Genomic DNA, 12,940 nt, shown 5'->3' with positions numbered 1-12,940 from the left:
TGGTTCGCTCTTTGCCGCCCAGACCCAAAATGACGTATTCGCTCAGTTCCAAACCGGCCTGTCGTACCATCCGACCGGCGGCGATCTGTATCTGTTGGTTGCAGCCTTTCTTGACGCGCCTCAAGATCTCATCATCACCGCTCTCCAGACCGACATGAATCCGGCTCAGACCGGCCTCTGCCAGTTGTTTGAGTTCGATTATCCCTTTTTGATTGATGTAGGGAGCCGAACCATAGACCGTGATGCGCTGCAAGCGCGGAAATAATTTCCTGCTATAACGGCAGATCTCTGCCAGGGCGGCGGTGGGCATGGCAATCGTGTTGCCGGCCGGGAGAAACAGTGTCCGGATGGCGTCGCCGTAGATTTTATAAGCCTCGTCCAGATCTTCTTTGATCTCTGTCGTGGCTCTCACCTTAAAGCGTACATTATCTTTATAAACCATGCAGAAGGTGCACTTATTGTGAGGGCAACCGACCGTAGCCTGGATCAGGAGGCTGTCGGCTTCGCTGGGGGGACGGTAAATAGGGCCTTCGTAACGCATGGAAGAGTTAGATCAGGAGATTTTTTCCACTAGCACCACCGCGGTCGCGGCGATGCCCTCGCCCCGGCCGGTAAAACCCATGCCCTCGGTGGTGGTGGCTTTGATGTTTACCGCTGCTGGTTGAACTTGCAAAACCGGGGCTAGGCGGGAGATCATTTCGGGGACGTAGGGAGAGAGTTTGGGGGCCTGGGCGATAATAACGGCATCCACATTGCCGACGCGGTAGCCCCGGGCGTGGACCACCGTCAGGATACGGGCTAACAGGATCAGGCTGGAGATGCCCTTCCAGGCCGGGTCGTTGTCCGGAAAATGGCGGCCCAAATCTCCGGCCCCCACTGCTCCCAGCAAGGCGTCGCCAATAGCATGGGTGAGGACATCGGCGTCGGAATGCCCGGCCAGCCCCAAAGCATAAGGGATTTCCACTCCGCCCAGAATCAGGGGGCGGCCGCTCACCAGACGATGGGCGTCGTAGCCGTTTCCAACCCGTATCGTCGTCATGGCTGATCTTTTCTGTCCCGGGTGGTAGTTCGAGATTGCTGCCGGAGTGCCAAGATGGCCTCTGCCAGGACCAGGTCTTCGGGTGTAGTTACTTTAATGTTGTAAACAGAACCGGGAATCGCGAAGACTGGTATCCCGATGGCCTCCACCAGGGAGGCCTCGTCGGTACCGTAAAAATCTCGGCCGTAGGCCTCAACGAAGGCCCGCCAGATGATAGGAGCCTGAAAAGCCTGAGGGGTTTGGGCAAGCCAAATATCCTGACGGTTCAGGGTCTTCTGGATGCGGCCGGTGTGGTTAACTTTTTTCACGGTATCATTGGCCGGCGTGGCTAGGATCGCTGCCCCGTGCTCTAAGGCGGCACCGATTACCCGGCGAACTTCCTCCGGGGTGACAAAAGGCCGTACGCCGTCATGCACTACGATAAGATCGTAGTCATCCTGCCGCTGTAAGGCCTTAATGGCGTTGTAGACGCTGTCTTGGCGCTCTTTACCGCCAGGCACCAGCCGTAGCACTTTTTTAAATCCGAAGGGGGTGATGATTTGGTTCTGGCAGAACTCCAAGGCCTTGGTTTGGGCTACCACGGTTATCTCATTGATTTCGGGCAGGTTCTCAAAGACCTCAAGAGTATGAGCCAATATGGGTCTGCCCCCGAGACAGAGATATTGTTTGGGGGTGGCTTGGTGCATCCGTCGCCCGGTTCCGGCAGCCGGAATAATAACCGCCACTCTCATACTGTGCCTCTCTTTGAGTGCTGGCAACTAACAGTTCCAGCCCGTCCTGGCAACCTTCCCGGTGCAACTTCCGCCTTTTCCAAAAGCTCCGGGTATCGCCAAAGCTCCTGGGCGTAATCAAGCAGACGGATGAATTTTACCCCTTTGTCCTGAATCTGATCAAGCAGGGAGGAAAACTCTGCTGCATACAGTCGACCCTCAACTTCGGCATGAATCGTCAATACTTGGGTCTGTCCGGATTTGAGGCTGGCCAGAATCTCCCGGTTAAAATCAGCCCCGGTGCGTCCATTTAGTCCCAACAGTTCATCCATGGTTGGAAGCGTCGTGGGAATCTCTAACAACGGCCAGGTTCGGTCGGGCGTGCAGGGAAGGTAAGGACCATACCCTCGGGTGTTGCTGCAATAATAAAATTTTTCCTGTACCAGGACGTCCAAAGCGGCTGCGGTGCATTGCCAACCCGGCGCCGCGAAGGAGACTGCAGGATAGCCCATGATCTCTACAAAAACTTTCTGGGCCTGGATTATTTCCTTAAGCACCGCCGGGGTGGAAAGTCGGCTTAAGGAATCCTGCCAACGGACGTGGTCGTAGCCATGAAGCCCCAATTCATGCCCGGCCGCAGTAATCTTGTGCAGCAGTTCGGGAGCGGAAGCAGCAATAGGGGGACCGGGAAGAATTGTCCCATAACACATGGTCTTGAAACCGTACAACCGCGGCGCGCCGGTCCGCAGCATTTTCTGCAGGAATCCCTTGTGGGTAAAGAGGCGGCGGATGGCCCGACCGGAATGATCCGGCCCCATGGCCACAAAGAAACTGGTTTTTATGCCCTTCTGGGCCAATAAAGCCAACAGGGCCGGAACACCCTCTTTAAATCCCACCAGGGTGTCAACGTCGATTTTCAGAGCCAGGCGCATCAATATGTCTCTTGTCCGGCAATCTGGTTGTTATACTGCCGAACCTCTTCTAAAAAGGCATCAAGCGTAATTCGCAAAGAGGTTGCCAGATCCGTCTCAGGCGTCCAACCTAAATATTCTCGGGCATTAGCGATAGAAGGTTTCCGGGTAAAGATATCCTGGTAGCCCTGACCGTAATATTCTTCGTGGGGAACTTCGATAATCTCGGCATAATCCTCATCCTGGCAATGCTCCGGATGCTCTTTGAACATCTGCAGCAGCATCAGGGCCAGTTCCTTTACCGAAGCCTCGTTGTCGGGGTTGCCGATATTAAAGATTTTGCCATCCGCAACACCTCCCGGATTTTCGATGATCTTCATCAAACAACCGATACCGTCTTCTACAAAAGTAAAACAGCGTTTTTGCCGACCGCCGTCGACTAGGCGGATGGGCTCCCGATTCACCAGGTTGATGATAAATTGGGTTACTACCCGGGAACTGCCTTCTTTGGCGGCATAGATATCATCTAACTTCGGCCCGATCCAGTTAAAGGGACGGAAGAGGGTGAACTGCAGGTTTCCTTCTTGTCCATAGGCCCAGATTACCCGATCCAACAGTTGTTTGGAGCAGCTATAAATCCAGCGCGGTTTATTGATCGGACCCAGAACCAAGGTACTGGAGTCCTCATGGAATTCAGCTTCAGGACACATACCATACACTTCAGAGGTTGAGGGGAAGATGATCCTGGTGCCATACTTGACACACTGGCGTACTACCCGCAGATTTTCCTCAAAATCAAGCTCAAAGACGCGAAGTGGCTGCTTTACGTAGGTCATGGGCGTGGCGATGGCCACCAGAGGAAGCACTACATCACATTTTTTGATGTGGTATTCAATCCATTCCTTGTTGATGGCGATATCGCCTTCCAGAAAGTTAAAACGGGGATGGTTGAGAGAATGGTCCAATTTATTATTATACAGGTCCATGCCGTAGACTAGCCAATTCGTGGTGTTGAGTATTCGGCGGACCAAGGCGTTGCCGATAAAACCATTCACTCCGAGGATGAGTATCTTCAAAAATACCTCCACATTGCTGTCCTACATGGTAATTGTATTGTTCCAGGTCTTTTAGGCGGCAGACATTATGGCGCTGACCTGGTTTAAAGTTCAAGGGGGTAGGGTGCTAGTAAAGCGACTACTCTTTATAGAAGGTCTCTTCAGGACCTCCCCAAGATCTCGCCCGCTAGAAATCCCAACTGCTGAACCAGGGCCTCGCCAACCACTTCCGGAGATCCCTCCAACTGGGCTGCAATCACCGCCAGTCTTCCCTGGCCAGCACCGATGACCAGTTGTTGGGCCGCCGAATCTAATGCTACTTCGCCCGGCTGCAATAGCGGTCCCTGATTCTCCGGTTTCGGCCTGCCAGCCCAAAGAAATAGTCTCTTGCCTCGCCAGAAGGTAAACGCGCCAGGGAAAGGATGGGTCACGGCTCTGATAAGATTATAAATCTGCACCGCTGGCTGTTCCCAGTCAATCCGGCCGTCCTCCGGCTTCCGGCCACCGAAATAAGTAGCGCGGTTATGGTCTTGCATAATCCGGGGTGCCAGATCCACCCGCAGGAGAGGATACACCTGTCGCATCAATGTTCCAGCCGCAATAGCCATCTTGTCGGACAGGGTCAAGGCTGTATCTTCCGGAATGATGGGGACCTGTACCTGGGCTACCATGTCGCCATAGTCCGGCTTTTCCTCCATATAGTGAAGAGTGAGGCCAGTCAAAGGTTCCCCGTGTAACAGAACCCAATTAATGGGGCAGCGTCCCCGGTAACGCGGCAGCAGGCTGCCATGCAGGTTGAGAGCACCCTTAGGAGGAATGTTCAATATGGCCTTTTTAAGCATCTTGCGATAATAACAGGAAAAAATAAAGTCGGGCGCTAACCCGCGCAACAATTCCACGAATTCCGGATTATTGGGGTCTTCCGGGGTATATACTGGCAAGTTATGGGCTAACGCCAATTCCTGAACGGACCTGAACCAGATCTGCTCCTGAGGATTGTCCTCGTGCGTCACCACCGCAACGATATTATCGTCAAGTTGGCGACACAGATCGATAAGCACCTTCAGACAGGTATGACCGATATTGCTATAACCCATAAAGAGGAGGCGCATAGTTATCCTGCCAAAAGGGATTCTTTGAGATTCAGCAAATATGTGAAGTTAATTTGCAGACGGAATAAATTACCGAGGATACCGTATCCTACCGGTTACCTTCGTTAAGCTGACGGCTGAGAGCTAAGTACGGAAAACTTACCTAATCTGCTCGGATAGAGAAAAAAGCTCGCTTAGTTGCCGTCTGGCAAACATATGACTACGATATCAAGAAGAAAATTGTTAGTCAACCTGATAAGAAATCAACTATCTTAAAATAATTGCATATTCAGCGACTTTTATTATGAATCTGGATTCCGATGGCGCCGTTTGCTATGAAAAATTGCTACGATAGTAATAGAAGGATAACTTACTGCTATTCCTTTTCTATTTCTATTTCTTTTGCAACTCCCATTCTTTCAGGTCAACACCTCCCGGTGCCGGGTCACCGAATCCAGTCGACCCGGGTGGGGAGAAACGCCCAGCCCGAATCCATTGCTCAGGACATTGCCGACGCTTAGATAGCCGCCAGGATCCCCTCGGAAAGGGTCCTGCTGCAGGAGAATTCGAGGGAAACCGAACTCAACATGCCGGAACGGGCACAGCCCCAAACAGGCCCGGGCTGCGGCCGTCAGAATGGACGTTTCACCTACCAAGGTTCCCAGTTGCATCTGGGGCCGATAGCCGGTTACGAGGGGTTTGGGGGTCCAGGGCAACGGGAAGCCAGCGACTTCGAGCATAGCCAGCAGACCGGTAAAACCCCCGATCTTGGCCAGCCGCAGGTTCCAGATATCGGCGGCCTGATGTTCTAAAAGATTTTTGGCGTCTGTAAGGGTGCAGAGGGACTCATCCGCCATTACCGGAAGACCTCCCTCCCGCTGTACCAGGGCCAGTGTCTGAGAATCTCCGGCGGGGATAGGCTGTTCCACTGAGCTAACTCCGAACTGCTTAAATTCCTGGATCCGGGTTATAGCCTGGTCGACGTTCCACCCCCCATTGGCGTCTACTCTCAGGTCCCGTTGGCGTCCGATAATCTGGCGCACCAGTCGCACGGTGGCTAAGTCACTGGAATTGCCGACTTTCAATTTAAATTGCGAAAATCCCAGGAATCTCATAAGACTGGCTAGCTTCCAGACCCGATGTAATGAGCCGACCCCCAAGGGTCCGGTGATGGATACCGGCAAGGGCCGCCTCTGTCCAAAAAGGCTGTAGCCCGGTCGTTTGGCGGTTCGGGCCCAGGCATCCCACACAGCCAGATCGAGCCCGGCGTAAGCCGCCGTCTTCCGATGAGCTGTGGCCCAGGCGAAGCAAGGCTGCAGCGCCTCCCAGGGAGAGGCCGCGGTGGACAGTTTCAACTCTCGGATTGTGGGCCAATAATGAGATCTGATATCCTGCCAGGCGGTCTCAACAGATTCTCCGGTGAGATAAGTGCGAGGGATGACCTCGCCATACCCAATTACCCCGGCATCGGTTGCCAGCGTCAGGATGAGATTGTGGGCCTCGCGTCGAACTGCCAGAGAATGTTTAAAAGCAAAACGGAAAGGGATTCTTACTTCCCGCAGTTCCAGCCTGGTGAATCGCAATGTCATAACTCCGCCTTGAAGTGTATCGGTCTGTCACGATGTGTGGAGAACATTGCCCTGAAGGAATGCCTAGGGCAGCTATTGGAAGAGAAAGGCAATGGTCCGAATGTCAGCCTCCGGAATAATTCAGTGTTTTTGAGCGCCTTGTTTGGCAGTAATATATAACTGTCGGTTTCTAGGCTATTATCGGAATCTATGTCTTCCTATGTAACCTATCTGTCGGGTTGTTGCACAGAAATAAATCCTTTTACAGGTGTCGGGGAAGAAATTTATGGTTGGGTGTAGCCCGAAAGGTCCAAGTTTCCGGTTTGCTAATAGATTGCCGGAATAATCTACCACGATTAGAGTACTAGTGCTACCCGAAAACCTTTCCCTGGCAACAGACAAGAGGGAGCAGCTATTAGACCTTTTGCTTTTCGGATAGTATTGACATTACTTCTCCAAGTATGATTAACTGACTATAAGTTCAGGTGATTTTCCTAAATTTGCTATAATGGCCGTTTGATATAACCGGAAGGTCATGCCAGGCGGCGCAGGAGGAGCGATGCAGGTTAGAATCGGATGGATTTTTACGTTGGCGGTGGTTGTGGGGTTGGCCTCAGTAGCAATCGGTTGGGCCTATAACGGCGGCCAGGGACCTGGCTCCGGCGGGTGGGAATTTTTTTCATCACCCACCGGCGGTCCGGTAGGGCTTATGTGGGGTGGATATAAAAATGAGATGCGGTTGGAGCGTGAGGCCGCGGCGGCCAAGCATAATTATTGTCCCACCGGTGGCTGCGTCGTTCGGCTGGAGAAATTAGCCATCTTTCCGAAACGGGTGCAGCGGGGCCGCACCGCCTATATCGATCTGGCCTATACCATATTGACGGCGAGTGATATCGGTATTCCGGTAACCATCAGCCGGGAAATCTTTTTCCAGGGGAAATCACTCGGTAAAACGTTCTCTAAAAATTTGCGTACCCCCAACGGCTCCTTCAGCCAGGAGGTCTCTTTTGTTATGCCGGATAACAGCGCTCCCGGCGTATACAGCCTCAAGACCCAGGTTATCACCGGCTACGGTCAGGATGAGAAGACCATTGACTTTACGGTGGAATAAAAAAAGGACTATCCCGAATCTTTACTAAAAAAAGTATAATACTTCAGCTATCTGAGAGAATAGATCAAGGAATAGTGGGTGGTGCCCAATCTACCACACTACAGCACCGACAGGCCCGTCTGGAGGGGCGAATCTTGTATTCGCCTCAAACAACTGAAGTGTTACAAAAGAGAAACTTGCCACCGCGATATGATAAAATTAAGGGCGTCATGCGAAGATATTCCTGATAAAAGGTCCTCTGCAGCGTCAATCGGCTGAACTCTGCTCCTTCGGGTCGTTTGCCTAAAAGATTCCTTTCCCAATCATGCCTCTGCCCAAGACTCGCGTCATCTCATTTCCCTAAGATTTTAACCTGGTTGGTCATTTTTCACATAAATCTATTTTTTGAGAGAGGATAATCTCTACGATTACTCTCCGCCGGAAAGGAAGATTTAGCGTGTTGATTACCTAAGGGGGCAACGCCATGTCGCCAATTTTATAGGTCGGACCCTGCCCCCGATAAATGCCGTAGCGATTATCAAGAAGGTAGATTATCATGAAAACGTTTCCTAAGCTGATGCTGTTGTTTGGTTTGACCTTTTTATTACTTACCTCTTCTTCCTGGGCGCAGGGCCGTACGGCCTCGAGGGCAGATAGAGGGCGGATTCACTACAGTACCCTCTACAAACCCGAGACAGTCGAGAAGATTCGCGGCGAGGTCGTCTCTTTGGGGAAGACCATCTCCGGCAACGGTAGGGATATGTGTGAGTATCTTACCCTTAAAACCTCCAAGGGCAATGTCTGGGTTATCTTGAAACCTCAGAGTTACAAGCCTGCAGTAAATCTAAACATTAAGCCGTCGGATCAACTGGAGATTACCGGGTCTCGGATCATGCTTCCCGGGAAGACCTCTTTGATTGCAGCCAAGGTTCAAATAGGCAACGACATAATGCTGCTCCGAGATGTCAAAACCGGGCGTCCGGCATGGGCCGTGGGTGATGATTGGCATGTGCGCTGAAATTCTGGATAACGAGAAGGTGCTGCTGATCTGTTTTTTGGCTTTTTTATCTGATGGTTGAAAGGATGGTGCGGATGGATAAAGGCAAGTTGAACTTCCTCATTGATGCCTTGATGTTTCTGTGTATGGCCGGTATAGCAGGCATTGGTTTTCTGATGAAATACGTGTTGCTTCCCCGCAGTGCAGCTCGGGCGCTCTATGGCAGGAGGGTTGAACTATCCTGGCTGGGCTGGGACCGGCATGACTGGGGCGAAGTGCATCTCTACCTGGCATTTCTCCTGTTGGGGCTTCTTGTGCTCCATATCATTCTGCACTGGGATATGATTGTCGGCCTGTTCAAGAGATTTTTTGCTAATGCTGCCTACCGTCCGATTATTATGGTCAGCTTTGTCTGTCTCTGCGCGGTGTTATTCCTCTTCGCTTTCTTTATCCAGCCGGATATTGAGGAGAGGGGGCCAGGGAAGGGTAGGGGACAGGGCCGGGTGGAATCTCGCGAACAGGCTCCCAAACATCTGGCCGCACTCACGCATTTTGACAAGAGCTCTTTACCAGGTTGCCTTTATTCAACCGGACAGGGACAGAACAAATCAAGCTTGGCCTGACGCCTGGAAGAAAATGAAAAAGGGCAGGGCCGCTTTTGCGGCCCTGCCCAGAGTGATGTTTTACGTGATGCGATCAGGTCTTAGAAGTCAATCTGAAAACGGGTTTGGGCAACGTGTGCCGTGCCGTTGACGATGTCTTGAGGATAGGTCGGCGGGCGCGGGGTAACCAGGCGACCATCAACATCGGCATAGACGTAGTTAAACATCCAGCGGGTGTTGGGGGTTAGGTACCAGTTCAGACCGGCAGTGAAGTTGTTTTCTCTGCCGCCCCCGACGCCTTTATCGCTCAGGCTCAGATAGGAGTAGCGGGCGCCGAGTTCCCAGGCACCCCAACCGCCTTTCAGGTCAAAGTTGTTGTTCGGCTTAATTCGATCAAAACAAGCGCCAGATTGGCTATAGTTACGGCTTTCGCCGGTGAGAAAGACGCTGCCATAGATATACGCTCCTTGGAACGTCGGATCACTCTGGTTTAGGAACAGGTTTTGGGCTGGTGACTGCCGGCGGCTGGCCTCGGTGAAGGCAAACATATATTCCCCTTGCAGGGAGAAGGGTCCCCACACAAAAGCGAGTTCGGGGTTGACTAGATCGATGTTTTCGGTCCATAACCGGTTAGTAAACATGTCCACCGTCCGGGCGTCGGTGGTATGCACCTCGGGGCGCTGCCGGTAGCGCAGTTGAAAATCATTGCTGTTGCGGAACTGGTGGCTGTAGGATAAACCGACGTGGAGTAGGTGCCTGCCCTTATCCTCATACCATGGGGTTCCGGCGATTCGCAGCGTCGTGTTCCAGTCCTGGTTATTGTCAAAGTCATTGCCGAAGTCATCCACATCCTGAAAAACCCCAAATCCCCAATACATCCGCTTATTAAACGCCGTATTGTACGCCATGATCCCGGTGTTGCGGGAAGGGGCGAAAACGTTCGGCAGCCCGCGTTCCATAAAGGTGATGAACCGGCTGCTGGTTTGCTCTTCCAGAGAGAACGGCTCTTTCTGATGGCCGATGCGGATATGCCCGATACCGGGGATATTTTTCATGCCGATGAACACGTCTTTGAATCCCACGGTGCCGTTGCCTTCCGCAAAATCATACTCCCCCTTGAAAAAGTAATTGTCATAAACAGTTCCCGACACATAGATCCGGGCCCGCCGGAATTCGCTCCCGAAACCGGTTAGGGGGGTTCCTTCATCCTGCCGGACCTGGTCGGCAAATCTACGGCTAGTTGAAGAGACGCTGGCGAAATCCACCATGATTCTTCCCCCTAAACCGAATTTGTTTTTGCCGTCCGGACTCTCTATTTTCAAGCCGTTCTTCCAGTGAACCTTCCAGGAATCTTTGGGCGCCGGTTTCGCGGCCACCTTCTTTTCCACTGAGGTTAGCTTCTTGTCGACCTGGTCAACGACTTTCTGCTCCGATGCCTTGACTTTTTGGTCGACCTGCTGTTCCCGGGTTTTTTCCAAATCTCGGGCCTCTTTTTCTATCTGCATGGCCTCACCCGGCGTGAGTACTCCTTTCCTGATGAGCACCTCAATTAGCGGATCGCTGGTGGCCTGAGCAGGAGATATCGCTATTACGCCGCAGAGCATGACTGCAAATGCCGCGGCAAAGCCGAGCAGAGCTCTGCCTCGCAGCATGGCTGCGACAGCCGTCAGCAGCCCGATTCTAAAAGGTGGTTTTTTTCTCATTTCTCTTCTCCCCCTGAATAAAGTTTTAAAACTTCCTGATGGGGGAGTATGATTGAGAATTATTTGGAAAATAATATTCTTCGAATAGAATTTGATTTAATCTGAGGTCTTCTCAGGAGGGCAGAAATTCTTTCATAGAGAATCTTGGGTCAAAAAGATTAACTGAGGTATTACCTCATTTCAAGTTTAAATCGATTCCACTGTATCGGGTTGGATCCTGGCAGATTTCGCCATTACCGTAGTAGGTTCCTAAAGTGTATTGCCAGACAGGCAAAACTTGGCGTTATTGGTTGAGCTTTACCAACGGGGGGAGAAAAATTGTCAGGACGGGATATCCCCGCCCTGACACGAAGATATTCATTTTTGGGGGAAGCCCAAAATGGCCAGGAACGTTTCTCGGTACTGCCATTGGAGTTTATTCACCTTTTGGCGGTCCCGTTTCCAGTTCGTAGGGCCATTGTACCCAGCCGCCGTCCATAAACTGTACATTGGTGAATCCCATCCCCTGTAGAATCTTCTGGGCCTCGTAGCCCCGCAGACTGAGTTTGCAGAAGGGGATAAAACGTTTGTCTTTCGGGAACTCCTTGGCCTTCTCCCTAAGTTTTCCGAGGGGCATGAAGAAGACCTTGGGGTGTTTGAGACGGACTTCCTGAAACTCTCCCGGACTGCGGACGTCAAGCAGCATAAAATCTTCGTTTTTGGTCGTTAATTCCTGCACTTCCATGGGAGTCACGGCTTGCGCCAACCCGGTAAGCTTGTTCTCCATCACCCAGGCGGCGTTGATGAGTACATCGATGGCCGTGGAGTAGGGCGGGGCGTACCCCAGGTTGAGTTGAGTGAGGTCGGAAACGGTAGCCCCCATGGTAATCGCCGTGGCGGCGGCATCGAGGCGTTTGGCGGCGTCGCCCGGGCCTACCACCTGAACCCCCAGCACCCGGCCGCTGCTCCGGTCGGCGATCATCTTTAAACCGACGAATTTGGAACCGGGATAGTAATGAGCGTGATCGGGGCTCGGCGCCAGGGTCGTGATAACGTCATATCCCTCTTTCCGGGCCACTGCCTCTGTCAGACCGGTGCAGCCGGCAGTAAACTCGAAGACTTTGGCAACTCCGGTTCCCACCATGCCCTGATAGGCAACCTTGCCGCCGGTGATGTTGGTGCCGATGATGCGTCCATGAACATTGGCTATCTGACCGGAAGAGATGAAGACCGGTCGTTTGAGCAGGCGATGATAGACCTCAGCGCAGTCGCCGCCGGCGTAGATATTCTCATCTGAAGTCCTGAGGTAAGAATCCACCTTAATGGCGCCGGTCTGGCCGATCTCCAGTCCGGCCTGACGGGCCAGTTCGACGCTGGGCCGCACCCCGATGGCAAGCACCGCCAGATCTGCCGGATACTCGCCTCTGTCGGTGTAAACTACTTCCAGACGGCCATCCTCATCTCCGCCAAAGCTGCTGACCCGCTCGCCAGTGCGGACCTGAACCCCTTTGCTGGCGATATGACGCTGCAAAATAGCGCCCATTTCGAAGTCCAGCCAACCGGGGAAGACCTGATCCATAGCCTCGACAACCGTAACTTCCAAACCCCGATCTACCAGGGCCTCGGCCACCTCCAGGCCGATGGCGCCGGTGCCGATGAGTACGGCTCTCTTGGGTTTGTTTTCCTGCAGGCTGGCCAAAATATTCAATCCATCACCCGGGTGGCGGAGGACATGGACGTTTTTCAAACTGATACCGGGTAGCGGCGGGCGCACGGGAACGGCCCCGGTCGCCAGCACCAGCCGGTCGTAGGGGTAGGTCTCCTCTTGGGAGGTGGCCAGGTCCCGGACCTTGACCAGGCGGTTGGCCCGATCGATTGCCGTGGCTTCCTTTCCCGTGAGGACAGTAACCCCTTTCACGGCCCGGAAAAAATCGGCGTTGCGCATCACTCCCACCGGCGTCGCCAGGAGTTCCTTAAGGTCCGGAACCTGGCCGCCGATAAGATAAGGCAGACCGCAAGCGCCGTACGAAATAAACTGTCCCTTCTCCAGGACGGTTATCTCCGCCTGGGGATCACATCTCCGGGCTCGCGCTGCGGCTTTAGGACCCGCAGCAACGCCGCCCACGACGACAATTTTTAAGTTTTCAGCCATAACAGCCTCCGAAGGTTAGCGTTGAGGTCACCCCGTTGACTTT

Annotated in this window: 11 protein-coding genes and 1 pseudogene (1 of these 12 only partly in view); 3 read left to right on the top strand and 9 right to left on the bottom strand. The window is 52.9% G+C overall.

What is annotated here, in order from left to right:
- From DESAC_RS14125 to DESAC_RS14095, 7 genes and pseudogenes are all read right to left on the bottom strand, one after another.
- Positions 1 to 541, bottom strand: partial view of a radical SAM protein gene (locus DESAC_RS14125; protein WP_013707746.1) — the 5' portion only. 335 nt of this gene lie to the left of the window's left edge; the window shows 541 of its 876 coding nt (coding positions 1-541); it begins with the start codon at positions 539 to 541; its stop codon lies beyond the left edge, outside the window.
- A gap of 12 nt (positions 542 to 553) precedes the next feature.
- Positions 554 to 1,039, bottom strand: coding sequence for a 2-C-methyl-D-erythritol 2,4-cyclodiphosphate synthase (gene ispF / locus DESAC_RS14120; protein ID WP_013707745.1), 486 nt, complete (start codon positions 1,037 to 1,039; stop codon positions 554 to 556).
- Entirely contained in the window at positions 1,036 to 1,770 is a 735-nt protein-coding gene (gene ispD, locus DESAC_RS14115; protein ID WP_013707744.1) for a 2-C-methyl-D-erythritol 4-phosphate cytidylyltransferase, read from the bottom strand. Before ispD ends, ispF begins: the two co-directional genes overlap by 4 nt.
- The gene (locus tag DESAC_RS14110) at positions 1,767 to 2,681 is read right to left on the bottom strand and encodes a polysaccharide deacetylase family protein (RefSeq protein WP_013707743.1); all 915 of its coding nucleotides are present in this window, start codon (positions 2,679 to 2,681) and stop codon (positions 1,767 to 1,769) included. Before DESAC_RS14110 ends, ispD begins: the two co-directional genes overlap by 4 nt.
- Positions 2,681 to 3,733, bottom strand: a pseudogene (locus DESAC_RS14105) (bifunctional UDP-4-keto-pentose/UDP-xylose synthase); the annotation flags it as partial. The gene DESAC_RS14110 and the pseudogene DESAC_RS14105, both read right to left, overlap by 1 nt.
- A 143-nt stretch (positions 3,734 to 3,876) precedes the next feature.
- Positions 3,877 to 4,827, bottom strand: a complete 951-nt coding sequence (locus tag DESAC_RS14100) for a formyltransferase (RefSeq protein WP_013707741.1) — start codon at positions 4,825 to 4,827, stop codon at positions 3,877 to 3,879.
- 398 nt (positions 4,828 to 5,225) lie between these two features.
- Positions 5,226 to 6,395, bottom strand: coding sequence for a mandelate racemase/muconate lactonizing enzyme family protein (locus DESAC_RS14095; RefSeq protein ID WP_013707740.1), 1,170 nt, complete (start codon positions 6,393 to 6,395; stop codon positions 5,226 to 5,228).
- Positions 6,396 to 6,933: 538 nt separating this feature from the next.
- On the opposite strand from DESAC_RS14095, the gene DESAC_RS14090 reads away from it, so the two are divergent.
- The 3 genes from DESAC_RS14090 (at position 6,934) to DESAC_RS14080 (ending at position 9,084) form a co-directional block, all read left to right on the top strand.
- A complete protein-coding gene (locus DESAC_RS14090; RefSeq protein ID WP_013707739.1) occupies positions 6,934 to 7,485 on the top strand; it encodes a hypothetical protein in 552 nt (183 codons plus the stop codon).
- 535 nt (positions 7,486 to 8,020) lie between these two features.
- Positions 8,021 to 8,482 (top strand): MamS/MamX family magnetosome protein, encoded by a 462-nt coding sequence (locus tag DESAC_RS14085; protein ID WP_013707738.1) that lies wholly within the window; start codon positions 8,021 to 8,023, stop codon positions 8,480 to 8,482.
- Between the two features lie 74 nt (positions 8,483 to 8,556).
- Entirely contained in the window at positions 8,557 to 9,084 is a 528-nt protein-coding gene (locus DESAC_RS14080; RefSeq protein WP_013707737.1) for a DUF4405 domain-containing protein, read from the top strand.
- A gap of 80 nt (positions 9,085 to 9,164) precedes the next feature.
- Here DESAC_RS14080 and DESAC_RS14075 read toward each other — a convergent pair whose 3' ends face one another.
- Together DESAC_RS14075 and DESAC_RS14070 are read right to left on the bottom strand one after the other, a co-directional pair.
- Positions 9,165 to 10,766 (bottom strand): OprO/OprP family phosphate-selective porin, encoded by a 1,602-nt coding sequence (locus DESAC_RS14075; protein WP_013707736.1) that lies wholly within the window; start codon positions 10,764 to 10,766, stop codon positions 9,165 to 9,167.
- Between the two features lie 415 nt (positions 10,767 to 11,181).
- Complete coding sequence (locus tag DESAC_RS14070) at positions 11,182 to 12,897, bottom strand: FAD-dependent oxidoreductase (protein WP_013707735.1); 1,716 nt, start codon at positions 12,895 to 12,897, stop codon at positions 11,182 to 11,184.
- Positions 12,898 to 12,940 lie beyond the last annotated feature (43 nt).

The organism is Desulfobacca acetoxidans DSM 11109, from assembly GCF_000195295.1.
Taxonomy (GTDB): Bacteria; Desulfobacterota; Desulfobaccia; order Desulfobaccales; family Desulfobaccaceae; genus Desulfobacca; species Desulfobacca acetoxidans.
This window is presented reverse-complemented; position numbering and strand designations above follow the sequence as displayed.